Annotated in this window: 22 protein-coding genes; 14 read left to right on the forward strand and 8 right to left on the reverse strand. The window is 42.6% G+C overall.

Translation table 11 applies throughout. The annotated features are described in order from the left end of the window. Positions 1-342: 342 nt before the first annotated feature. From SJY28_RS02490 to SJY28_RS02500, 3 genes are all read left to right on the forward strand, one after another. Positions 343-2,655: an ATP-binding protein gene (locus tag SJY28_RS02490; protein ID WP_379543320.1), complete on the forward strand. Its 2,313-nt coding sequence runs from the start codon at positions 343-345 to the stop codon at positions 2,653-2,655. 105 nt (positions 2,656-2,760) lie between these two features. Then, complete coding sequence (locus SJY28_RS02495) at positions 2,761-3,717, forward strand: response regulator (protein WP_341610299.1); 957 nt, start codon at positions 2,761-2,763, stop codon at positions 3,715-3,717. A 310-nt stretch (positions 3,718-4,027) separates the two neighbouring features. After that, positions 4,028-4,975, forward strand: a complete 948-nt coding sequence (locus tag SJY28_RS02500; RefSeq protein ID WP_379543321.1) for an NAD(P)-dependent oxidoreductase — start codon at positions 4,028-4,030, stop codon at positions 4,973-4,975. A gap of 11 nt (positions 4,976-4,986) precedes the next feature. Here SJY28_RS02500 and SJY28_RS02505 read toward each other — a convergent pair whose 3' ends face one another. Together SJY28_RS02505 and SJY28_RS02510 are read right to left on the reverse strand one after the other, a co-directional pair. Further along, positions 4,987-6,489 (reverse strand): flavin-containing monooxygenase, encoded by a 1,503-nt coding sequence (locus SJY28_RS02505; protein ID WP_379544899.1) that lies wholly within the window; start codon positions 6,487-6,489, stop codon positions 4,987-4,989. A gap of 219 nt (positions 6,490-6,708) precedes the next feature. Next, the gene (locus SJY28_RS02510) at positions 6,709-7,422 is read right to left on the reverse strand and encodes an RluA family pseudouridine synthase (protein ID WP_379543322.1); all 714 of its coding nucleotides are present in this window, start codon (positions 7,420-7,422) and stop codon (positions 6,709-6,711) included. A gap of 494 nt (positions 7,423-7,916) precedes the next feature. Between SJY28_RS02510 and trxA the strand changes: the two genes are divergently transcribed. From trxA to SJY28_RS02525, 3 genes are all read left to right on the forward strand, one after another. Next, positions 7,917-8,243: a thioredoxin gene (gene trxA, locus SJY28_RS02515; protein ID WP_057761928.1), complete on the forward strand. Its 327-nt coding sequence runs from the start codon at positions 7,917-7,919 to the stop codon at positions 8,241-8,243. A 525-nt stretch (positions 8,244-8,768) separates the two neighbouring features. Next, positions 8,769-10,037 (forward strand): transcription termination factor Rho, encoded by a 1,269-nt coding sequence (rho, locus tag SJY28_RS02520; protein WP_055125334.1) that lies wholly within the window; start codon positions 8,769-8,771, stop codon positions 10,035-10,037. A gap of 317 nt (positions 10,038-10,354) precedes the next feature. After that, positions 10,355-10,582 carry a hypothetical protein gene (locus tag SJY28_RS02525; protein ID WP_057761930.1) on the forward strand — a complete coding sequence of 76 codons (228 nt, stop codon included), beginning with the start codon at positions 10,355-10,357 and terminating at the stop codon, positions 10,580-10,582. Between the two features lie 196 nt (positions 10,583-10,778). On the opposite strand, the gene SJY28_RS02530 is transcribed toward SJY28_RS02525, so the two are convergent. Then, positions 10,779-11,666, reverse strand: coding sequence for a neutral zinc metallopeptidase (locus tag SJY28_RS02530; RefSeq protein WP_379543323.1), 888 nt, complete (start codon positions 11,664-11,666; stop codon positions 10,779-10,781). A 544-nt stretch (positions 11,667-12,210) separates the two neighbouring features. Between SJY28_RS02530 and SJY28_RS02535 the strand changes: the two genes are divergently transcribed. Continuing rightward, positions 12,211-12,567, forward strand: a complete 357-nt coding sequence (locus tag SJY28_RS02535) for a hypothetical protein (protein ID WP_165598186.1) — start codon at positions 12,211-12,213, stop codon at positions 12,565-12,567. A gap of 246 nt (positions 12,568-12,813) precedes the next feature. Here SJY28_RS02535 and SJY28_RS02540 read toward each other — a convergent pair whose 3' ends face one another. The 5 genes from SJY28_RS02540 to rpmI form a co-directional block, all read right to left on the reverse strand. Further along, complete coding sequence (locus SJY28_RS02540; protein WP_057761935.1) at positions 12,814-13,113, reverse strand: integration host factor subunit alpha; 300 nt, start codon at positions 13,111-13,113, stop codon at positions 12,814-12,816. 215 nt (positions 13,114-13,328) lie between these two features. Further along, positions 13,329-15,740, reverse strand: a complete 2,412-nt coding sequence (gene pheT, locus SJY28_RS02545; RefSeq protein WP_379543324.1) for a phenylalanine--tRNA ligase subunit beta — start codon at positions 15,738-15,740, stop codon at positions 13,329-13,331. A 188-nt stretch (positions 15,741-15,928) separates the two neighbouring features. Then, the gene (gene pheS / locus SJY28_RS02550) at positions 15,929-16,984 is read right to left on the reverse strand and encodes a phenylalanine--tRNA ligase subunit alpha (RefSeq protein WP_379543325.1); all 1,056 of its coding nucleotides are present in this window, start codon (positions 16,982-16,984) and stop codon (positions 15,929-15,931) included. 327 nt (positions 16,985-17,311) lie between these two features. Further along, positions 17,312-17,668, reverse strand: coding sequence for a 50S ribosomal protein L20 (rplT, locus tag SJY28_RS02555; RefSeq protein WP_011281252.1), 357 nt, complete (start codon positions 17,666-17,668; stop codon positions 17,312-17,314). A gap of 119 nt (positions 17,669-17,787) precedes the next feature. Continuing rightward, positions 17,788-17,985: a 50S ribosomal protein L35 gene (gene rpmI / locus SJY28_RS02560; protein ID WP_057761939.1), complete on the reverse strand. Its 198-nt coding sequence runs from the start codon at positions 17,983-17,985 to the stop codon at positions 17,788-17,790. A gap of 435 nt (positions 17,986-18,420) precedes the next feature. Between rpmI and SJY28_RS02565 the strand changes: the two genes are divergently transcribed. The 7 genes from SJY28_RS02565 (at position 18,421) to SJY28_RS02595 (ending at position 24,847) form a co-directional block, all read left to right on the forward strand. Further along, positions 18,421-18,864 (forward strand): thioesterase family protein, encoded by a 444-nt coding sequence (locus tag SJY28_RS02565; RefSeq protein WP_102093896.1) that lies wholly within the window; start codon positions 18,421-18,423, stop codon positions 18,862-18,864. 188 nt (positions 18,865-19,052) lie between these two features. Further along, positions 19,053-19,910, forward strand: coding sequence for a phosphoribosyl-AMP cyclohydrolase (gene hisI / locus SJY28_RS02570; protein WP_379543327.1), 858 nt, complete (start codon positions 19,053-19,055; stop codon positions 19,908-19,910). Between the two features lie 205 nt (positions 19,911-20,115). Further along, on the forward strand, positions 20,116-20,355 hold the full coding sequence (gene tatA, locus SJY28_RS02575; protein ID WP_057761945.1) for a Sec-independent protein translocase subunit TatA: 240 nt from the start codon (positions 20,116-20,118) through the stop codon (positions 20,353-20,355). Positions 20,356-20,381: 26 nt separating this feature from the next. Beyond that, a complete protein-coding gene (gene tatB, locus SJY28_RS02580; RefSeq protein ID WP_379543328.1) occupies positions 20,382-21,092 on the forward strand; it encodes a Sec-independent protein translocase protein TatB in 711 nt (236 codons plus the stop codon). 194 nt (positions 21,093-21,286) lie between these two features. After that, the gene (tatC, locus tag SJY28_RS02585; RefSeq protein WP_379544901.1) at positions 21,287-22,024 is read left to right on the forward strand and encodes a twin-arginine translocase subunit TatC; all 738 of its coding nucleotides are present in this window, start codon (positions 21,287-21,289) and stop codon (positions 22,022-22,024) included. Between the two features lie 213 nt (positions 22,025-22,237). Then, positions 22,238-23,737, forward strand: coding sequence for a UvrD-helicase domain-containing protein (locus SJY28_RS02590; RefSeq protein ID WP_057761950.1), 1,500 nt, complete (start codon positions 22,238-22,240; stop codon positions 23,735-23,737). A gap of 75 nt (positions 23,738-23,812) precedes the next feature. Continuing rightward, complete coding sequence (locus tag SJY28_RS02595; RefSeq protein WP_379543329.1) at positions 23,813-24,847, forward strand: tRNA dihydrouridine synthase; 1,035 nt, start codon at positions 23,813-23,815, stop codon at positions 24,845-24,847. The last annotated feature ends 178 nt before the right edge of the window (positions 24,848-25,025 follow it).

A 25,025-nucleotide genomic window follows, 5' to 3' on the forward strand; every position in this document is an offset into this window, starting at 1 on the left:
TTACTTTATGAAAACAGATGTGTTTTTCGTTACGTCAATTGTTCATATTAATGATTAAAAAATAGTATTTAGCACCTTCTTTCTACTTATCGATCGTTATCAATGTTCACAAGTAGACGGATTTACTACTTGTTATAGGGACTTAGTTTGTAGATAAACATATGGGTTTATGGATTGCGCCCTTCCTTAGAAGTAATGGCTTCACATCGTTGTGCCATTTATTCAGACATTTAGACATTTAGACATCAAATTCTTCAGCATTAATAATCGCAGCTCTTTTTATACTAAAAATACTGCTAATCGTATTTTTGTACTTTATATAATTCAAGGATGAATACATTTATGAGTGCCTCCAAAAAAGTTGGCTTATTTAATCAAGTCAGTACCCAAGTTACCATTATTTTGTTTCTTGCTTTTGCCGTTGTTGTTGCCGTTGTGGTTTACATTGTCGAAAAAGAAGGCTATGAAAAAATCAGACTTGAGTCAGGAAAACTAGTGGCTCAACGAGGGAATACCGCCGTCAACAGCATCTCGGCAGATGTCAATCGCGTCATGCGTAGCGCGTTGCAACTACAGCAAAGCGCTCAAACACTGCCAATCGAAGAAAATATTTTGCAGACCAGCACGGCTAACGCTTTTGATAAGCGGGATTATAGCTTATTAGGTAGTGGTGGTATTTGGCCTGATAATGGGGCGCTCGGAGACAGTACGGCGACTCATCCCTTTTTGATGGTGCGCCAAGATGGCGATTACCGAGCAATATTAACAGATCCAAACCCTGCTAATCCTTATTACAATGAAAACTGGTTTAACAAAGTAAAAGTACTCAGACCTAATGGCTGTATATGGGCTGATGTAAGCCCCACTCAAACCAAAGGTGAATTGGCAATGAGCTGCGGTGTCGCTATTGAACGTGACAATCAGTTTTGGGGTGCAAGTACCGTTAACTTTACGCTCAACCAGCTACAAGAAAACATCGTTAAGCTAAGTGAAAGCTCTGGCTCAGGTTATATTTTATTGATTGATAACAGTAATAAGGTTATCGCCTCATCTAACCCTGAGCGCTTAAACTATATTGACGAAGAGACTGGTGTCCCACTGGATATCAAACAAGTCATTGATTCAGACCCTGCGTGGCAACCTATCTTAGATTTTTTAGATGCTCAGCATAGTGAGATTATCGAACAAATTGCCGCAAAAATGCCTCCTGAAGTACAACAAGTTATTGCAACACTTGATAAAAATGAAGCCACTGCTGTTAGTAATTCTGAGCTTATCAACTACGCCGCTTATTTGAATGCTAATGAAAGCAATACAAGCACGATGGACAGTCGCTTGCTACAAAGTTTCGATCTAACCAATGACAGCTACTATAATGGTAGTCAGGCATATGTTTTCCAGATTCCTGAGACCTACTGGAAACTAATCGTAGTTCAACCAGATGCTGCCGTTAATGCTATCGCAGATAACTTGAGCAAAAACCTAATCAATTTAATTATGCTAGCGCTATTTATAACCGCTGCACTGATCTATTTCATGCTGACGTTCTTAGCATTTAAACCATTGAAAAAGACCACAGACAAAATCTCTCTCGCAGAAAAACTAATCGATGATAAGCAATATAATAAGCTTAGTGACGTTAAATTTTCAGGTGGACGTAATGAAATTGGCCTAGTAAACCACTCTATTAGTGAACTACTCCATCGTATCCAATCTAATGAAGGTAAGCTTGCCAATATTAATCAACAGCTAGAGGTTAAAGTCGAAGAGCGCACCGCTGAACTACAAGACACACTAAAAGAGCTAAAAAACTCTCAGCTACAGCTGATCCGTTCTGAAAAAATGGCCACACTTGGTCAGATGGTTGCAGGCGTTGCTCATGAAGTAAATACACCATTATCTTATGTACAAAACAACCTCGAAATCATCGGTCAATTGACTGAGCAATACGAAGAGCTGATTGAGTTGGTACAAGGGTTAAAAGGCGTTCAATCTGAACCGGCTGCTGATGACAAAATAGATAAACTGTTAGCAGATATTGTCCGTGCTTCGGATGAAATCGAAGAAGATGACTTATCGTCTGAGCTAAAAGAGCTAATAAAAGACTCTTTGTTTGGGGTGGAACAGATTACCGAGATGGTACTCAACTTACGTAACTTTGCACGCCTTGATGAGTCAAAAGTGAAGACCATTGATGTACGCGAATGTATAGAATCTTCTCTCAAAATCGCTGGGAACTCTATCAGACATCAAGATATTGTCACCAATTTTGGCCCAACGCCTGAAATCAAATGCTCACCATCGCAAATCAATCAGGTATTAGTCAACCTATTAAACAATGCTTCGCAAGCAATGGAGGGCAATCCTGATGACAAGATTGAGGTGCGCACCTACGCTGATGAAACCAACGTCTACATTGAAGTAACTGATAATGGTAAAGGCATGAGCCAAGCAGTATTGGATCAGATATTTGAGCCCTTCTTTACTACAAAAGCGGCAGGTGAAGGCACTGGCCTCGGCATGGCAATCAGTCAGCAAATCATGGAACAACACAATGGTACGATTACCGCTACATCTACTGAAGGTGTTGGCACGGTGTTTACCTTAACCCTACCCATCAACAATAATTTAACGGAACAAAGTATGTCGGCATAAGCAACACGCTTATTATATTGTCGGCGCAGCTCAGTTGTGCGCTGTGCTGACAACAGACATAACACTTACAATCTAGCCTCTATTATTCATCGTAAGGATACGATCATGAATGAAGTTAAAGACAACATACAACCCTCTGCTCTAAGTACTGGACCTAAACCGAAAATTGCGTTTATTGACGATGAACAACGCATTTTACGTTCTATGAAACTCCTCTTTCGTAAAACTCATGACGTTTTTATCACGACCGATCCCACTGAGTATATTGACTATATTAAAAACAACCATGTATACGTAGCAGTCAGTGACCAACGCATGCCTGAGCGTGTCGGTGTCGATATCTTACGTGAAGTAAAAGACATATCACCGTCTACCATGCGTATTTTATTAACGGGCTATGCCGATTTGAATGCCATTATTGGTTCTATCAACGATGGAGAGATTTATCGTTATTTAACCAAGCCTTGCAAGTCTGAGGAACTCATCGCTGTGGTTGGGCGTGCCACTGAAATCGCGTTGACTTACAATCCAGATGAAGATGCCGATCAGATTGATAGCTCAGACAATAAGCAAACCCTGTTGGTTATCGATGAAACAAATGAGCTAATCGAACAAATCCGCAAGCAGTTTTCCAATAATTATAAGGTTCTGCATGCTGAAGGTTTAGAGGAAGCTTATGACTATCTGGCAAACTACGACATTGGTGTGTGTATTACTGACATCAATGTTAGTGGCGAAAACATCGCACCAATAATCTTCACTTTAAAGCAAGATGCACCGCATTTAGTAGTTTTGGTGCAAACTGAGTTTCAAGATGCAGGTTTGTTGATTGATTTAATTAACAAGGGTCAGGTCTATCGATGCTTGCCGAAGCCGATGCGCGCGAGCTTGCTAGAGATTAGTGTTAATCGTGCTTTCCAACATCATACTAAACTCAAAGCGAGTCCTGACTTAGTAAAACGTTATGAAGTCGAACACGACCCTGACAATGATGTGCGTATTGATTTGAGTAATCGCGTACGCAGTTTCATTGGCAAATTGCGCAAGCGTTTTTCTTTTTAGCATTTGTTATTAGCAGTGTTTGCAAAGTTGGCTTGATAGCGTTTGTAATACAAGCTGTGTCAACGAAAAAGTGCTTTGTCTAGCTAAAAGACCTCTATTTCAATATTGAAATAGAGGTCTTTTCTTTGTTTAAAATAACATCCATTTTATAGATACTGCTTTCACGCTAAAAACAGAGTGTAAATTCCTTTTTGCTGCTTACTTCTTTTTGACTAAAAATACCAACGTGCTACATTAAGCCGATAAGGATTCATGCGATAGCCATTTATTCGCTGATTATCTATAAGACAACAATAAGTAAGGACTAGCCATGCAAGCCGTTTTCTTAGATAAAGGTACGTTTTCTGAAGGTATTGACCTGCCAGCACCAATGGGTGTGAGCGATTACATCACTTATAACGACACGCCAAAAGACACGGCTGTCATCATTGAGCGTTGCAAAGACGCCGATATTATTATCACTAATAAAGTGCAAATCGGTGCTGAAGTGATAGAGCAATTGCCGAAACTCAAGCTTATCCAACTGACTGCCACTGGCATGAATAACGTTGATCAAGAGGCTTGCGATAAGCACGGTGTTGCGCTGTTCAATGTTGCTGGTTATGCGGTCAAAAGCGTGCCCGAGCATACCTTTATGTTGATGCTGACAGCGATGCGTGCTGGTATTCATTATCATCAGAAAGTCGCTGATGGCACGTGGCTGGCAAACGGCAATTTTTGCCTGCTAGATATTCCGCTGATTGATTTGGAAGATAAGACGCTAGGTATTATCGGTATTGGCACTATCGGCAAACGCGTGACCGAGATTGCTCGTGCCTTTGGTATGACCGTACTGTGGGCAGAGCACCAAGGACGTGAACCACGCAGCGACGACTATACCGCGTTTGATGAAGTACTAGCACGTGCGGATGTGATCAGTCTGCACTGTCCATTGAATGAACAAACTGAGCATCTTATTAATAAAGATACTCTGGCGAAAATGGTTAAACAGCCGCTCATCGTCAACGTCGCACGTGGCGCCATCGTTGATAGCCAAGCATTAACTGATGCAATCAATAGTGAGCAGATCATCGGCTATGCGAGTGATGTGTTTGAACAAGAACCTATCGCTGATAATGATCCTTTGCTCAGTATCAGCGACCATCCGCGTGTTATCTTTAGTCCGCATAATGCATGGGGCAGCAAAAGCGCCCAAGAGACCTTATGGCAGATGTTAAGCAAGCAAGTTGCTGACTTCATCGACAACCATCATCAATAATTACCAAGATGCTAACGACTAAATCGTAACCAGTCGTCTTTTATTTTGCGATACTTAAGCATGACTCGATCGCTTAGATAGTTGTTGGTCACAAACCAAGGATAGCGATCGCCTTGCTTAGGTAGCTCTTCTTTGCCACGGCTGACATAACCAGACGACAGCGAACCCATCACGGTATCTGCTTGAGCACAGGCTGTCATATCGGCAGTCTGTGCTTGTGGTAATGCGACTTGATAGCGTTGTTTATGCATATACCCCAGTAGCCTCACTACATACTGACAAGCCAAATCGATTTTTAGTGTCCACGAGGCATTGGTATAGCCAAACAGTGCAGCCAGATTAGGTATGCCTTCTATCATGACTGCCTTATAGGTCATACGCGTGCCGATATCGACAGCTTGACCGTCGATATATACCGCTGCCCCGCCCAACATCTGTAGCTTTAAGCCAGTCGCGGTAACGATGATATCAGCGTCGAGATGCTGACCAGATTGCAGCATAATCCCTGTTTCAGTAAAGTGGCTGATTTGATCGGTCACTACTGTTGCACGTTTGTCCTGCAAGGCTTTGAATAAATCACCGTCAGGTACCGCGCATACTCGTTGATCCCATGGATTATAGTCAGGCATGAAGTGTTTACTATCAACGCCGCTACCTCTTAACTCTTTTTTCACCCCATTTTTTAAGACTGCCTTCATCACCTTGGGTGCGTGAGTCGCAACTTTGTACAGGCCTTGTTGCCGTAACACGTTGCGCGCGCGTAATACCGTATAGGCCTGCTCTTTTGATAATGGTGAAAACTTGCCTGATAGCCAGTCAATAGCATGGTCATCACCCGGCACGCTTGCCACATAGGTCGGCGTACGCTGCAGCATCGTGACATGGCGCGCACACTGTTCACTATCCTTATCTACTAGCGCAGGTAGCAATGTCATCGCCGTGGCACCACTACCAATAACGACGACTTTTTTATCATTATAGTCTAGATTATTCCAGTGCTGTGGATGGACGATTTGACCGTGAAAACCCTCCTCTCCTTCAAAATGAGGACGATAGCCTTGCTCATAATCATAATAACCAGTGGCACCTACGATAAACTTGGCAGTCTTAACAAACCTCTCACCGCTTGCATGGTTTTTGATAGTTGCTGACCACTGTTGATCCTCACTAGACCATGATATCTGCTGAACTTCATGCTGATAGTGGGTATGTTCGGTCACCCCAAACTCGTTTGCCGTATCAGCGATATAGCGTTTGATATCATCGCCTGCTGCAAGCATTCTATAATCAAGCCACGGCCTAAAGTTATAGCCAAAGGTCAAGGCGTCAGAGTCAGAGCGAATCCCTGGATAGGTAAATAAATCCCATGTACCACCCAAATCAGCACGCTTTTCTAAGATAGCAAAGCGCTGTGGAAGTTTTTGCTTATTAGTCTGTTTTGCCTGCTTTTGCTTTTTGGAAGCTTTATGACCGAATAGGCCTTTATGCTGCTGTTGCTGTAAACGGCAAGCCATACCAATACCTGCGATACCCGCACCGATGATCAATACTTCATAGTCGGCTACTTTATCCGTCTTTGACTTTTTACCTTTAAAAAGGTTTTTAATGGCCTGTTTGGTAGTGGTGATATCAAGCATACTTCCATCCTTGTATTTGCATGACTGGCATTTTATAGCTGGCTTTAGAGCAGTTGTTTATCGCATATATTAACCGCAAGCGGTAAAATCTAACTCTTAAAATGGGCAGGGACTTTCCCAGTCCATCCAAGCACCCAGTACTGGATGCTTTAAACGCAATTGCTGTGCATGTAAGTTGAGCCTTGGTGCTATCTCTAGTGCGGCACCTTCAGCATAAATCGGATCGCCAATCATCACATGATCGACATGGACCATATGTACGCGTAGCTGATGGCTGCGGCCCGTGACTGGCTTTAGCATAACCCGAGTGACTGCCTCGCCATTACAGGTTTCATGAGCCACAACTTCGTATAGCGTTAGCGCATGCTTTGACCAGTCGTGATCGACGATATGGCGCGGTTTGGTACTTGGCTCATAACGCACTGGCACGGATATCTCACCAGTTGCTCCGACCTGCTTCCACTCACCAAAGACACGCGCTTGGTATTTCTTTTGCGGTAGACGCTCAATGAATTGCTTACTGATATTGGTTTGCGCTGCTGCATTTTTTGCAAAAATAATCAGTCCCAACGTGTCCATATCTAAGCGGTGAATCAATTTTACGGCTGGATTGGCACGCTCAAGACGAGCAAGCAGACTGACTTTGAGTGTTTTACCATCGACGCTTAATAGGCCTGCAGGTTTATCAACTACCCAAATATCATCGTCTTCGTAAACCGTAATGTCTTGCGCAAAATTTTTAAAAAATTCAAGCGGATAAGCGCTTTCTTGGGCATTGAGTGCATTAACTTCTTCATCGGTAAAAGGCATAAATTTAACTACTTATGTAAATTGGTTTTAAGATAAGGATTTTTGATGGTTAATCTTTTGGACATGATAGCTATATTTGGCACGATAGCCATTTTAAGAACAATGGTTATTTGGATAAAAGGGCAAAAATTTGGCTGATTTTTAACGTTATTAATACCGCTAGCTGCCAATCACTAGCTACTAATCAATAACTACTATATAAACGAGGTAAACATAAAACTTCTATCGCACTGAGATACATACTTTGATAAGGATAATCGTATTAAATAACAGATGAGACACTCTTGTGCTGCACCGTTTCGATTTATTGTGCTAATACTAGTTGTTAAACAATTTAACCAGCCTGTATCTGTCAAATTAGGGCAAACATGTTAATATAATGGCACATTTTCACCCCTTCTAAACAATTCTTTGACCACCAACTGATTTATTATTAAACCAATATATAGGTTGATGAGTGGTGATAGAAGTAATAAAACAAGAGAGATAAAATTATGTCAGACCTTATTGTACATACTACCGACACAGACTTTGATCAAGACGTTCTACAATCAGACGTACCTGTACTAGTAGACTTCTGGGCACCATGGTGTGGTCCTTGTAAAGCCATTGCTCCTATTTTAGAAGATCTAGCGACTGAGTACCAAGGTAAAGTTAAAATCGTCAAAGTGGACGTGGACAACAACCCGCAAGCGGCTAGCCGTTTCGGTATTCGTAACATCCCAACGCTATTTGTATTCAAAGATGGCGAAAAAGTTGACTCAGTAATGGGCCTACAGCCAAAAGCTGAATTGGCTAAAGTATTAGACAAGCATTTATAAGTTAAATTTGCTCGCTCTAGGTTACCTTGAGCGGGTAAAATAGAATAACCGAGAAAGCCATTATCTAACCAAGATAGTGGCTTTTTTGCTTGTTTTTTGTGCAAAAAACTCGATAATGTGACTTTTTTGGCAAAATTTATTGACAACGCTATTGTGAAGACCGTATAGTCTGCTGACAAGAGAAAACCAACTGTTTTCCTAAGTATCTTGTCGCTATTCTCCTCGTGTTTATCAACAAAAACACAATCGTCATTATAAACACCATTGCTGAACAAAATGACTAAACGCAATTACTGATATTGAGTTTTTGACGCAGACTCTTATGTAGCCTTTTTTATCCTTATTTCTTATTACCTTGCATCCAATGATGGCAATGCGTACATAAGCAGACATATAAAACCAAAACTACATAAACTACAGCGCTGTGCACACACCCATATCATCATATTACCGTTATTTTAATCACTGTCGTGACTTGTGCTGCTAATGGCATCTCTCATCTGATCAATTGCTAATGACCTATCTATGAATCTTACTGAATTAAAGAAAAAATCAATCGCTGAGCTATTGGCTATCGCCAAAGAAATGGGTCTTGATAATATGGCTCGTAGCCGTAAACAGGACATTATCTTTGCTATTCTAAAAACCCATGCGCGTAACGGTGAAGCCATTTATGGTGACGGCGTACTTGAGGTTCTTCCTGATGGTTTTGGATTTTTGCGCTCATCAGAAGGCTCATATTTAGCCGGCCCTGATGATATTTATGTCAGCCCTAGCCAAATTCGCCGTTTCAGTCTAAAAACTGGTGACAGTATCGCTGGTACGATTCGTCCACCAAAAGATTCTGAGCGTTATTTTGCATTATTAAAAGTTGGCGAAATCAACTTTGATACGCCAGATCGCTCACGTCATAAGCTTATCTTTGAGAACCTGACACCCCTATTCCCAACTGAGCATTTAAAACTTGAGCTTGGTAACGGAACCACTGAAGATTTGACTGGTCGTATCATCGATCTAATCGCTCCGATTGGTAAAGGTCAGCGTTCTATCATCGTCGCACCGCCAAAAGCGGGTAAAACGATGTTGCTACAGACCATCGCGCAATCAATCACTCGTAATAATCCTGAATGCTATTTGATCGTACTATTGATTGATGAGCGGCCAGAAGAAGTCACCGAGATGGTACGTACCGTACGCGGTGAAGTGGTTGCTTCTACTTTTGATGAGCCACCACAGCGTCACGTGCAAGTTGCGGAAATGGTCATCGAAAAGGCCAAACGTTTGGTCGAGCATAAGCAAGACGTGGTGATTTTACTTGATTCGATTACGCGTCTAGCACGTGCTTATAACACGGTCATCCCATCATCAGGCAAAGTATTGACGGGTGGTCTGGATGCCAATGCTCTAGAACGTCCAAAACGCTTCTTTGGTGCTGCGCGTAACGTTGAAGAAGGTGGTAGTTTGACCATTATTGCCAGTGCATTGATTGATACTGGTAGTAAGATGGATAGCGTTATTTTTGAAGAATTTAAGGGAACTGGTAACCAAGAGATTACGCTTGAGCGTGACTTGGCTGAAAAACGTGTATTCCCTGCGATTAATATCAAAAAATCTGGTACACGCCGCGAAGAGCGTCTATTGGACGAAGACAAGCTGCGTAAAGTATGGATTTTACGCAAACTACTTCAACCGATGGATGGCGTACAAGCCACTGAGTTCTTGTTGGATCGTCTAAAAGAAGCGAAAACCAATGATGAATTCTTTGAGCAAATGAAGCGTAAATCACAGAACTAATTCTTAGTTAGTTTGCTAGACATATTCAGCTTTGATTCAATATTAAGACTACCTATAGGTAGTCTTTTTTATGGCAGCATCAAAATATTAATAGTTAAGCCAATTAAACTATGCTGCTCTGTCGTTCACAGCTATTGCCGATGATACAGTACGGCAACATCGCTTACATCTCGTTTGCAAAGTTTAGCGTTTTTACTACGACTATATTATTAGTAACCGACTATTATGACAGACAGTAGGAATATACTTGAAAATATCATGGACACAGTATTTTGAAGGTATTGTATTTTAAACTTGATGACTTAATAGGTGATAATATGAAATTTGCTAAAACGATCGCAATGACTGCAATTACTAGCTCAGCACTAATCATGACTGGTTGTAACTCTTATAGCGGTATGAGCAACACAGCTAAAGGTGCTACTGCTGGCGCAGCAGCTGGTGCTCTTATTAAAAGTAAAGGCGACAGCAAAGATATCGCTCGTGGCGCATTGGCTGGTGCAGCGATTGGCGGTGCTGGTGGTTATGTTCTTGACAACAACTAAATCTCTCTACACTGATGTTATTTGACAATTGGTTAAGTGATATCAGATAAAAGATGATAAAAAAGCCTGCAATTCGTTGCAGGCTTTTTTATGTCTTAATTTTTACTATAAGTCCATGCGCTAGACTTATAATAAAAAATATCAGTATTAGAAATACATCATTAGTAAAATACATGACTACTAATATGTATGGCCATTAAAGTGCACCGCTGAACGTATCGCAAGATTGTACGTTACCGCTTTCTAGACCACGGGTGAACCATTCGACACGTTGTTGACTGGTACCATGAGTAAAGTTATCGGGCACTACTGCACCACCACTCGCTTTTGCCAGACGATCATCACCGATTTGACTAGCTGCATTCACCGCTTCATCAAGATCACCAGCCTCTAAAAACTGTACACGTTCTTGATTGCGCTGTGCCCATACACCGGCAAAACAGTCCGCCTGTAACTCTTGTAATACTGATAGCTTATTGGACTCTGCTTGCGTCACTTGCTGACGAGCTTCATTAACCTGTTGGCTAATGCCCAGTAGCGTCTGTACATGATGACCTACCTCATGTGCTATCACGTAGGCCTGTGCGAAATCGCCAGCTTTGCCTTGGTTCTCTTCACCACCAGAGCCTTGCTGATCTCCTGAAATACCAAGATTCTGACGCATCTCTACAAAGAATGACGTATCCAAATAAACAGTCTGATCCCCTGGACAATAAAATGGACCTGTGGCAGAGCTAGCACTACCACATGCTGAGCTGACCTGACCATTAAACAGAATCAATGACGGCTCTTGATAAGTGCTACCAGCTTCATTAAAGATTTGATGCCAGACTTCTTCTGTATCTGCTAATACAACTTTCACAAACTGCGTGTCTCGGTCTGTGCTAGTTGCAACCTCAGTAGATGATTCACTACCACCGCCTGTGACCGCTTGGCCTGTCTGTAATGCGGTCATTGGGTTTACCCCAAATACCAACCACAAAATACCAGCGATAATAATACCGCCAATACCACCGCCAATCATCTTACCGCCACCTGTGCTAGAACGCACATTCGAACTGCCTCGTCTACCTTGCCATTTCATAATTCTATTCCTCAAATATAGATTGATTCACTATTTCTATTAACTACTATCTCTACTAGCCACTACTTTTATTAATTATTACTTATGTTATATATTATTTGGCCAGCTAATTCACGCTATGACCTAGTCTACTATCCTAAAAGCAAGTAGAAACCTATAAAATTGCTAACTTAACTAGGATTTATGTAATACAGGATGGCCATCTCACCATTTAAATTCATTTTTAACTATGAAAACGGGGTTAATATCAACAATTCAAGACAAAAAATGAGAACCAAAAAAGCGCTCAATCCCTCTGATGTCATTGATTATACGTCGATTAATTTGGCTTCTTGTATTAAAAAGTATATCGGATAGACAAAGTAAAATATTATTTTAAATTTTATTGTTACTTAATTGTACAGACTATTTCTATTTACTTAGAAAACCTATAGAATGCGTGGAAGCTGAGTAGCTGTGACTAAGACTAGTTGAATTCTGAGAAATCTCGGATTTCGACCTTTGTTGCTGCTACTGCTCATTTCATTTTTCCGGAGAAAACCATATGAAACTTAAATTACTTGCTCTAGCTGGTATCATGACTGCAACTATGGGCCTTACTGCCTGTGATAGCAGCAAAGAAAACGCTGCTGAAGATTTATCTGACGCGCAAGAAGAAGTGCAAGACGCTTCTGAAGAGCTAAACGAAGCTGCTGCTGAAGGCGAAATGACTGCTGATGCTGACGCTGCTGTTGCTGGCGCTGAAGCTGACATCGCTGATGCTCAAGAAGCAACTGCTACTGACGAAATGGACGCTGAAGTTCCTGTAGACGGCGACACCACTAGCGTAGACGTAGCTAGCGAAACTGATACTGCTGCTGTTGAAGCTTCTGACGAAGTAGTAGTTGAAGAAGCTCAGTAATTTATTGTTCATACAATAGATAAACTGTAGTAAAAAAAAGAGAGCCTATGCTCTCTTTTTTTATGTCTATTATTTATGATTTTAGTAGGTTTCTACTTTATAGATAACCCTAATATGCGATGCGTGCTGCAATATCGAAATACATAGATGTACGCAAAAATAACTAAGTGCAAATACGCACTAGCATTCTTATAATTTCACGATAAAACAGACACACTATCGTTCAGCGCAGTGCCAAACTAGGTACTAGCTATCAAACAAACGCTCGTCAACCTTCTGACGAAATTTTTGCCCTGTTTTGAAAGTAACCACACGGCGCGCGGATACTGCAACAGGCTCCCCTGTTTTCGGGTTACGGCCTGGACGGCTGTTTTTATCTTTAAGCTCAAAGTTGCCAAAGCCTGAAAGCTTGACCTCTTTGCCATCAATCAAACTCTCTGACAGCTCATCAAAAAAGTTCTCCACCAGACAACGACCTTCTTGGCGTGTTAGGTTTAAGTGACTCATCAAATGCTCAATCATGTCAGATTTGGTTAAGGTGCTCACAGTACGACTCCTATGCTATGTCGTGATGTCGAATATCATGGTTTAGCGGTATGAGGGTTAAGGCTAGCTATTATAAAGGTTTTTTGACCGTTTTTTAACAAAGTCTTTATTAAAATCCTTTATTAATAACCACTTAACTTATTCTATGAATAGCAATGCTCCGTAGCCTCATGGTAAAAAGACTACAGAGCATTGGGTATAATACTTACTAAATGTTAGCTGTCACGCAGCTGTACAGAATGCTGGTCAGTTAGCGCTTGTACCACTTTATCTGTAGCAGTTTTGACGGCTTCGTCAGACAACGTTTGCGTACTATCTTGCCATATCAGTGCAAACGCTAGTGAGCGCTGACCTGCTGGTACTTTGTCACCTTGATAAACATCAAATAACCAAAGATCAGTCAATAGATTACCTGCCGCAGCTCGCACGGTTGTCTCTAGCGTCTGCAAACTGATGTCACTGTCTACCAAGATAGCAATATCGCGGCGTACTTGCGGGAACTTGCTTGGTGTCGTGATAGCATGCTGCTCACGTGCAATAATCAATAGCGGTGCTAGTGACAATTGAGCGACCCATGTAGTAGGCAGGTCTAATTGCTTAGCAGTATTTGGATGCAACTGACCCAACCAACCAACATATATATCATCGATATATAACTCAGCGCTTTGTCCTGGATGCAGGAAGCTTAGCGTACTACGCTCGTAGCGGATACGTGCGCTATCGATTTGAGCTGGTAATAGCTGCTCAATATCATGCTTTAGGTCATAAAAATCTAAGGCGCGGTTTTGATAAGCTTGCTCGCTCCATATATCACCAACTGCGACTAAAGCAATACTTGGCGTTTGCACTAAGTCACTAATACTTTGTCCAACAAAGCTAAGACCCGTTTCAAAAAAACGTACGCGCGGCTGCTGACGATTCAAGTTATATTGCACGCAAGGCAGTAGGCTCGATAGCAAGGTACGACGCATAACGGCTAAATCACTAGAGATAGGGTTTGCCAGTGCCAACACCTCCCCTAGCGCTTCGTCGTCAAGCAATGCTTCTAGTTTTGCATCACTAAAGCTAAAGCTAATCGCTTCCATATAGCCGTTGTCGACTAATGATAGCTTCATCTCATGCGTCAAATCTGCAGTATCATCATAATCCATACTGACTTGCAAATGTGGCAGGACGCTTGGAATATTGTCGTAGCCATAGATACGAGCAATCTCTTCGATTAAGTCTTCTTTGATACTCATATCAAAACGATAAGATGGTGGCTTACAAATCAGTGAATCGCTCTGCTGCTCTACGTCAAAACCCAGTTGGGTCAAGATACGTACCATCTCAGATGGCTCAATATCAATCCCAATGACATCACGAACTTTCGCGATTGGCAATGTAATCGGTGCGCGTGCTGGCAAATGCTCAAGGTTTTCGGCCGTGACTATTTGACCTGCTTCCCCGCCAGTAATACTGGTGATTAAATCACAAGCTCGTGCCAACGCCAATGTTGGCAATTCAAAGTCGACGCCGCGCTCAAAACGCTGTGATGCGTCCGTATGTAGCCCAAAACGGCGTGCGCGCGCAGCGATAGCGAGCTGATTAAAGAAAGCACTTTCTACAACGATATTGGTAGTGCTATCAGTGACACTGCTACGCTGACCACCCATAATACCAGCCAGTGCCAAGGCACCTTTATCATCAGCAATCACAAGCTCATCACCCGTCAAGGTAACGGTTTGCTCATTCAGCAAAGTAATGGTTTCATCAGGCTGTGCCAAACGTACAACGATATCACCTTCGATCGTGTCTGCGTCAAACGCATGTAACGGTTGACCCAATTCCATCAATACATAGTTGGTCACATCGACCAAGAAGTTGTGTGAACGTAGTCCTGACTGTACCAGCGCATCTTGCATCCATTTCGGAGTATCAATGCTACGATCAATATTGCGAATCGATTGCAACAGATAGCGAGGACACGCTTCCTTTGCATCGACTGTCACAGCTGGCGTTGCAGCAGTGCCAGCTGTATTGGCCGAGATTTCTGGCATTTGTACAGGTAAGTCGTTGATAACTGATATTTCACGAGCGATACCACGTACGCTAAAGCAATCACCACGGTTTGGGGTGATTGAGATATCCAATATTTGAATATCTAGACCTAGATATTCACGGATATCTGTACCAACTGGTGCATCTTCAGGCAGCTCAAGCAAGCCATCCATATCATCGACTAAATCAATTTCAGAAGCGCCGCATAGCATGCCATTTGAGGCCACACCGCGTAGTTTGCTCTTCTTAATCTTAAAGCCCGCTTTACCATCACTGGCGTTATCGCTTGGCAATACCGCACCAACGGTAGCAACCGGTGCTTTCATACCGACGGTCACATTAGGCGCGCCGCAGACAATTTGTAGCGGCTCAGCATCACCGATATTTACTTGAGTGACACGTAATTTATCTGCATCAGGATGCTGCTCAACGCTGATGACTTCACCGACAACCACACCGCTAAAAGCACGGGCAACCGCATAGCGATCATCAATCTCAAGACCTGCCATAGTCAACTGTTCGGCTAACTGTTCGCTAGTATTTGTAGGGTTTACCCACTGACGTAGCCACTGTTCGCTAATTTTCATAAATATCTCGGATCAGAATTTTATAATAAAGATGTTGGAGTAAAGCTTGGCGAATTCACTTGCTATAATCAATCCTATATAAATTAGATACAGTGTCAGGCTCGCTCAGTCTACGATTGGTAGCACTTTCACTCACGTTCCTTGGAACTAAATTATCTTGAACTAACTATATAGGTGTAAAGAAAACTCTAGCCAAATTGCTTTAAGAAGCGCACGTCATTTTGGAAAAACAAGCGCAAGTCATCAATACCGTAATACAGCATCGCAAAGCGCTCGATACCCATACCAAAAGCAAAGCCAGTGTATTTGTCGCTATCGATACCGCAATTGGTTAATACTTGTGGATGCACCATGCCGCAGCCCATCACTTCAAGCCACTTACCATTGTCATCTAAGATATCCACTTCTGCAGACGGCTCAGTGAATGGGAAAAACGACGGACGGAAACGTACGGTCAGCTCTTTGGCAAAAAACGCTTCTAGAAATTCACTGATTAAACCTTTTAGCTCAGCAAAAGTGCTCAACTCGGTGACCATAAGGCCTTCTAGCTGATGGAACATCGGCGAATGAGTTTGGTCTGAGTCGTTACGATAAACACGACCTGGGCAAATGATGCGAATCGGCGGCTCATTTTTTTCCATGGTACGAATCTGAACAGGACTGGTATGCGTACGCAATAGATAATGCGCATCAAAATAAAAGGTATCATGCATCGCGCGCGCAGGATGGTGCGACGGGATATTCAACGCTTCAAAATTATAGTAGTCGCTCTCAACTTCAGGACCAGTTGCAACATTGAAACCCGCTTGAATAAAGTACTGCTGCATACGCTGAGTAATCATAGTTACTGGATGCAGATGACCTTTTTGACCTCCGCGAGCAGGCAAAGTAATGTCAATGCTCTCGCTTTCTAGCTTGGCATTGAGCGCGGCGACTTCTAGTTGTTGCTGTTGGTCTGTCAGTGCTTGCTGAATGCGACTACGCACTTGATGCAACCAGCCGCCATAAGTTTTTTTATCATCAGCATCGAGCTTGCCCATCTGCTTTGACCAGCCCGTTAACGAACTCTTTTTACCAGTCAATTGCACACGCAAATCTTGCAGTGTACGCGCATCAGTTACTTGTAGGATTAGAGCTTCAGCAGCATTTGCAAATTCGGTAAGCTGAGCTTCGTTAAGCTCATTAAGCTCTGAAGACAAGGTCGGTAGCGCCGACAAGTCGTTGGTGGCGGCAGGGTTAGTCATAAGACGCATTATTCCTGATTTGAACGGACTATTAATTGTAGGGATTTGACCAAATATTGCAAACCATTTATCCAGTTATGTTTATATAAAAGATTAATATAAAGGCTGGTTATAAGAATGGCTTGAATATTTAGACGATGACAAGCATATTTCTGCTCGACAAAGTTCAATATAGAGCACGCTTAAAATAATTTAATATAAAAAAAGCCACCGACCAGCGGTAGCTTTTATTAATATCATACTATTAATCAATATTAGTCCTATCCATTTAGACAATTGCTTATAAATAATTATTTAAAAGCATCATACCTAAAGGATGGTTAATATTTAGGCCAATTCCGCTTTTGCTTTTTCGACCAATGCTGTGAAAGTCGCTGCATCATGCATAGCGATGTCTGCTAGAACGCGACGATCGATTGCGATGTTTGCTTTTTTCATGCCATTGATGAAGCGGCTATAGCTTAAGCCGTTTAAGCGTGCACCAGCATTGATACGTGCGATCCAAAGACGACGGAAAGTACGTTTCTTGTTGCGACGGTCACGATAAGCATATTGACCAGCTTTGGTCACTGCCTGTACCGCTACGCGGTAAACACGTGAACGGGCACCGTAGTAGCCTTTTGCGCGCTTTAAGATTTTTTTGTGACGGCGATTTGCCTGTACACCACGTTTTACACGGGCCATAATTTACTCCAAGATTTTTTAATCACTGTTAAGCGAGTGATGATGCCGTTAAATAACAAACATCATTGTCAGATTGCAAAGTCAAATATTTTCAATCAAAGATAGATGACGGTAGGCTATTAAATGTATGGGCACATACGACGAACTGCTGCTTCGTCAGACTTGTGCACCAACTTAAGACCACGCAATTGGCGAATACGCTTAGCTGATTTCTTGGTCAAAATATGGCTTTTGAATGCTTGCTTACGCTTGAAGCCATTCGCTGTTTTTTTGAAGCGTTTAGCTGCGCCGCTTCTGGTTTTCATCTTAACTTTCATGATGATTTGCCTCTTTTTCTGTTTTAGAACCTGGTCGTCAAATAGTCATGCTGAATAATCGTTATATAAATAACCACTAAACCTCTATTTGCCTCGAGGTGGGAGGCGCTATTTTAGCAGATAGTGCCTTGTTTTGCCAAGTAAAGTTTTGGCGAGGTTTTAGTAGACAGTATAGACAAGTAATCAGCATCAAATAAGCGATAGCAGCTCTCTTAAAAGCCTTAATAAAACGGCTGATTTTTATCCAAATAGATTGAATGTCAGCCTAAGCTGTGCTTAAGTAGAGACTAAGCTATATCTTCATATAAACACTATTAAAACCCACTTATTCACCATGAATACTTAGGCTGCAATGTATAGCTACAACGATAACAGTGCTACTAACCTACAGCATGATAAATAGAATAATCTTTGGCCCTCACTCTAGGAGATAGTGTGTCAAAACAAGAGTTAGTATTCGACGACGACTTGTTTGTTTTTGAGACAGTGATGCGTGTACGTCATACGGAAGCCGACGCAGGACAGCATATGACAGTCGAATCTCTGACAGCGCTATTGTCCGAAGCACGGCTAAGGTTTCTATACGCTAAAGGTGTCAAAGAAATCAACGCAGACCATCAAGGCTTAATTATCGATAAATTGCAGCTAGATATTGTAAGCCGTATCCGCGTACGAGAAGAGCTGTTATTTGAAGTGGGTGTTGAGCCAATATATGATAATGGCGGTAATATAATCCTAAAAGTCACGCGGATGCACACGGGCGAAATAGTAGCAAAAGCGCGCCAGCATTTTAGAGGTTACGACTTTAACCTCAATAAAGTGACTAAGCTTGATAACACGATCAAAGAAGCGCTGTATCCGCATTTATTTAGACTGTAGAATCGCTTGTTATAAATAGTATGCTGTCATTTAGCATAATTGCACTCTATGGCGCATTTAGTTGACATGATGTTGCTAGCTGTCAGCATATTGCAGAGCATTTCAGATAATCTCCCCGCTTTAATCATAAGTAGTATAATTGCTTATCACTCTTTTTCACTTTCTACCTATAAGACGAAAAATACATTATGACTTTACCTGCTTGGCTGACTGCCGTAACTTTTAATGATGATGGTTTGATTCCTGCAATTGCTCAAGATCATCAGACAGGTCGTATTTTGATGATGGCGTGGATGAATGCAGAAGCATTGCAGCTAACCGCGCAAACCCAAACAGCGGTTTATTTTTCACGCTCACGTGCCAAGCTGTGGCATAAAGGTGAGTCATCAGGTCATACGCAAACTGTGCATGATATTCGTCTAGACTGTGATGCAGATGTGATTGTGCTTAGTGTCACTCAGGCTGGCGGCATTGCTTGCCATACGGGACGTGAATCTTGCTTTTATCAGCGTTTGGATTTATCAGGTCAAACGCCTGAATGGCAAACTGTCGATAAAGTATTAAAAGACCCTGCAGATATTTATCATTCTCATGACTCTACTAGCGAAACTCTTGAAATTGAAAACACTGGTTCGAATACTGACTCTGATACTATCCAAGCACAAGCTGATACTGCTCAAGCACAAGTCGATAAAGCCTCTGTATTGCAGCAGCTCGATAGCGTATTAGCAGAGCGCAAACAAGCCGATGCCAACAGCTCTTATGTGGCCAGTCTATATGCTAAAGGATTAAATAAAATATTAGAAAAAGTCGGTGAAGAGAGTACAGAAAGTATCATCGCTGCCAAAGATTTTGCTAACTGCGATGAGAGTACAGACAAAGCCAGCTACGATGAAGCTCGTCATGAGCTAATCTATGAAGTCGCCGATGTTTGGTTCCATACCTTAGTCGGACTGGCCTGGTTTGATATAGAGTCGGACGCCGTATTAAACGAGCTAGGCAGACGTTTTGGGTTATCAGGTATCGATGAAAAAGCCGCTAGATAAGCCTAAATAAAAAATAAACGTCTATTTTATTGGATTATTGTTGCTTTCACCTATTTGTAATAAGTGCAGGTTATAATATAGCTCTGTTTTATCTCGCATTATATGTCGATGCTTTTTGTTTGCTAGATAGACCTTTTTGCAAACTAAAAGCAGGCATATAAAGACTGAAAACCAAGTCACAAAACCAAGTCACAAGGATACCATTATGGGTAGTTTTTCTATTACACATTGGCTGATACTATTGGTCGTTGTCGTTGTCGTGTTTGGCACCTCAAAACTCAGAAATGCTGGTAAAGATTTGGGCGGTGCTGTCAAAGGCTTTAAAGAAGCTGTTAAAGATGAAAATACAGAGCATGCCAAAAAACACGCGGTTCTTGACCACGATGCAACGGCACACACTGAAGAGCGCTCAACCACCAAGGTTGATGATAAGCATAACGTATAGCATCTAAACAGTGACATCGGGCCATTATGTTTGATATCGGGTTTTCTGAACTACTCCTCTTTGGCGTTATCGCCCTAATCGTACTGGGCCCAGAAAAACTGCCGCAGGCAGCGCGCACAGCTGGGCAATGGTACGCCAAAATTCGCCGCACAGTCTCAACATTGCAGTCTGAAATAGAGGCTGAGCTTGACTTAGCTGAGACGCGTCAGCAAATGCAAAAAGAGCTCGCCAAAATTCGCCAGACCGAAGCGGAAATGAGGCGTGAGATGGCTGAAATGCGCGGCAATATGAAAGCTTTTGAAAGCTCACATAGTCCTGCTTCGATAGCTTCTGAAGCATCTACGAATGCTGAAAACAGCAAGGGTGACGAAGCTCATAAAAATAGCCACATACAAAAACAGCCGTCAGCCACGCCAAAAGCGTTCGACTATGCTTATACCACTGACGAGCAGCCAGATACATTAGAAAACGGTCAATTATCGAAGCGCGGTCACAGCGGTGACAATATAGATGACGCAAATGTAAATAATGCAAATATAGGTAATAATGCCAAGGCAGCGCCAGTTGTTCAGACCATCACTACCCGACCGTGGGAAAATATGTGGTTTCGACTTGGCGCTTATGACAAAGCACGCCGGCTCCCAATGCCGCCATATGTGCCAAACTATAAAGCGGACGCCCTACTCAACAGTCCTGCCACCATGCAGACTTCTGACCATAAGCAGGAGACTGATTGATGCCGTTATTCAAGCGCAAAAAAAGCCGTCAAGAGAAAATCGCTGTTTCAGCCATTACTGACCCAAGTGTCATTGATCAAGACGCTATCGACCAAGATGCCTTTAATAAAGACACTCTTAATCGAGGTGCTGCAGCAACGACCAATACCACTCAAGATAAAAAATCAGATGACGTCTTAAGCCCTTTGGCTGATATGCCTATTACCGAGCATTTGATTGAGTTACGTCGGCATTTGATCAAAATATGTGTGGCGGTACTGATAATATTTTTAGGTTTGGTCGGCTATTCGCGCGAGCTATATAACTTGTTGTCTGACCCATTAGTTGCACAGTTACCCGCCAACTCAACCATGATTGCCACCGATATCACGTCAAACTTTATGGCGCCGATACGTCTGACCGTATTTGTAGCCGCATTTTTGGCGATGCCCTACATCCTTTATCAAATTTGGTCATTTGTCGCGCCCGGTCTGTATAAAAAAGAAAAGAAAATCGCTATTCCAGTGCTGCTATCTTCTATATTTCTGTTTTATGCTGGTGTGGCTTTTTCCTATTTTATTGTGCTCAAAGGGGTATTAAAGTTCTTCATTATGTTTGCCCCGCAAAACGTACTACCCATGACGGATATCGACAGCTATCTCAGTTTTGCCTTAAAATTATTTATGGTATTTGGTCTAACGTTTGAGATTCCAGTCGTTACTTTGCTATTGATATTGGCAGGTATTGTCTCCATTCAGAGCTTAGAAGAAAAACGTCGTTATATCATTGTGGGCTGTTTTGCTGTGGCTGCCGTTGTCACGCCGCCCGATGGCGTATCGATGCTCATGCTAGCGATTCCGATGTGGTTGTTGTTTGAGCTTGGTTTGTTTTTGGCAAAGATTTTAATCAAAGAAGAGCCCAGTCCTACTCTCGTGTCGACAGACAAAGAATAAAACACTTATCAGTCTAATCCAGACTAAAATAAAGTTATTGATTACATATAGCTATGCGTTAAACTACCATTACACCGTTTTATTCTTGCCTCATTAGTAAGCTGATTGCTTATTATCACGTTTTAGCATCATCATCTATAAGCCATTGTTTACCCAGTGGCTTTTTTTGCCCCTTTTGTTTTTAATCAATTTTTGTATTTAGGTAGCTTTATTATGTCCGCATCTATGCCAGCTTATATGAGCGATCCCACTGACGAGCAGCTGAGCGCGCTGAATATGGCGATGGATCATAAGTCGTTTAAAGTGGTTGCTTATGCGGGCGCCGGTAAGACAACGACGCTCAAGCTAATCGGTGAGCGCTTACGTGGCCGCGGACTGTATCTGGCTTTTAACAAAGCGATTGCCAATGATGCTCGGTCAAAGTTTCCGCCGCATGTAGAGTGCCGTACTTTTCATTCATTAGCTTATCGTCATGTTGCTCGTGATATTACCGCCAAGCTATCTTTGCCGCGCTTTTCACCTAAGCGTCTCGGTGATGATTTAGGACTACAGCCTGTACAAGTACGTCGACAAATGGATGGGGTTAATAAATACATTACGCTGACACCCGCACGATTGTCTCGGTTCGTCAGCGACGCAGTGAGTAATTTTTGCAGCACGCATGCCAGCTATCCTGCACCAAGGCACATACTGTTCCCAAGCTGGCTCGATGACTCAGATGCAGAACAGTTACGCGAGATGCTCTACCCTGCTGTCGAGCAGCGCTGGTTACAGTCGATTGATGCGCGTCACCCTGCTGGTATTGGCCATGATATTTATCTCAAGCTCTGGGCACTATCTAAGCCTAGTATTCCAGCGGACTTTATCTTGTTTGACGAGGCGCAAGACGCGGACCCATTGATGATGGGTATCTTGACTCAGCAGTCGAGACAAGTCATCTATGTGGGCGATGCGCATCAGCAGATTTATGAATGGCGCGGCGCGGTCAATGCGATGAAAAAGTTGCCATTGCCGCAGACATTATTGACGCAATCTTTTCGCTTTGGTGAGCCGATTGCAGAAGTGGCCAATACTCTACTAAAAGCACTACAAGAGGACGTACCGCTAAAAGGTAACCCGAATAAGCAGTCTTCTACCGATAAGGGCATGGTACATAGCAAAAAAGATGCTATTTTGTGCCGTACCAATGCTGCTGCCATGTCACAACTGTTGACAGGGCTAAAGCACGGACATCGCGTGGCGCTACAAGCGGATACCGACCGTATGCTCAAATTCTGTCAGGCAGCCGAAAACTTAAAAAATGGTAAATCAGCTTACGGTGTACCTGAGCTGGCGTATTTTTATAACTGGGGTGATGTACAAGAGTACGCCGAAACTAACGAGGGTAGCGATCTCAAAACACTGGTCAAATTGGTCGATGACCACGGTACCAACGTCTTGAGCCAAGCGGTCAATAGTCTCACCAGTATCGAAAATGCTGACTATGTCATCTCTACCGCTCATAAAGCCAAAGGGCTCGAATGGGGAAAAGTGCAGTTAGATGATGACTTTTATTATGATGTGACCACCAATGCAGTCAAGATTAGCCCAGAAGAGTTGCGCCTGCTCTATGTCGCCTGTACTCGCGCGCAAAGCAATTTGGATATTCATAATATTAAAGACCTGATCTCCGGATTGCAGACGGGCAAAAAAGTGATTTTTGGTAATACTTAATTGTCCTACACCTTTGTCAGCCTCAAATTTTATTCAATCTCTCTTATAGCGACCCTTTAGCAGTGAATCACCAGCATGAATAATAGCCAACAACTTCAAATGCGTCAAAATACTATCAATCAGTTATTTGCAGCTCCCGTGCGTTTGCTCGCGCCTATGGAGGGCTTAACCGATCCATTAATGCGTCAAATCTTAACCCAAATTGCGTCTGACTTGGGCCGTCCTTATGATTGGTCAGTCAGTGAATTTATCCGTATCACTCAGCACGTCTTGCCTGCGCATGTTTTTTATAAATATGTGCCTGAACTACATCATGATGCCAAAACGGCTTCTGGTACGCCCATTCATGTACAGATTTTGGGTAGCGAAGCGCAGCTTATGGCAGAAAACGCCGCGTACGCTTGTGAGCTTGGTGCGCCTGCTATTGACATCAACTTTGGCTGTCCTGCAAAAACGGTCAACAGCCATCGCGGGGGTTCTGTATTATTAGATGAACCTGAAACCATGTATCAGATTATCAGTGCCGTACGTCAAGCCGTTCCCGCTCATATACCGGTATCAGCTAAGATTCGTCTAGGCTATACCGATACCAGTCGAATGGATGATATCCGAGGCGCAATTAACGACAGTGGCGCCGACTGGCTGACCATTCATGCACGCACTAAGACCCAAGGCTATAAGCCGCCTGCCTATTGGGACAAAATCCAGAGCTTTAATACGCTCGATATTCCAGTCATTGCCAATGGAGAAATTTGGAACTTTGAGCATGCGCAGAACTGTATGACACAAGCAGGTACACAGCATTTAATGCTAGGTCGCGGTGCAGTAACACGTCCTGATTTAGTGGCACAGGTTGATAATCATACTGAAAACAGTACTGATAGCGTAGAGAATACGGCTACATTATTATGGCAAGACTTAATTACCCATCAGATTAAGTTTTTGGAAGGTGAGGCAAAGAACGATGTGGTATTGGTCGGACGCTATAAGCAATGGTTAGGAATGCTTACCAAAGGCTATGTTGAGGCGCAAACAGTGTGGGAAGGCATTAAACGAGAGAAAAATAAAGCGGTGATTATTAGCGCCCTACAAGCAAGCGTACGAGATTAATCACTTGCTTGTATTTGAGCATTTTGGCGGTTACGGGTATTTTTACTAGGGTGTGTCCTCATTTCAAAAATGGAGACAAAAATGAGATAAATTGCCGTCAAACGTGAAAAATAGCGTAGATAATATCGAGATACTAGCAAGCGATTTGACGCTGTTTGGCAAAACTTAGCCATTTTTA

This window comes from Psychrobacter sp. R86515, assembly GCF_042466315.1.
In the GTDB taxonomy this organism is placed as follows: domain Bacteria; phylum Pseudomonadota; class Gammaproteobacteria; order Pseudomonadales; family Moraxellaceae; genus Psychrobacter.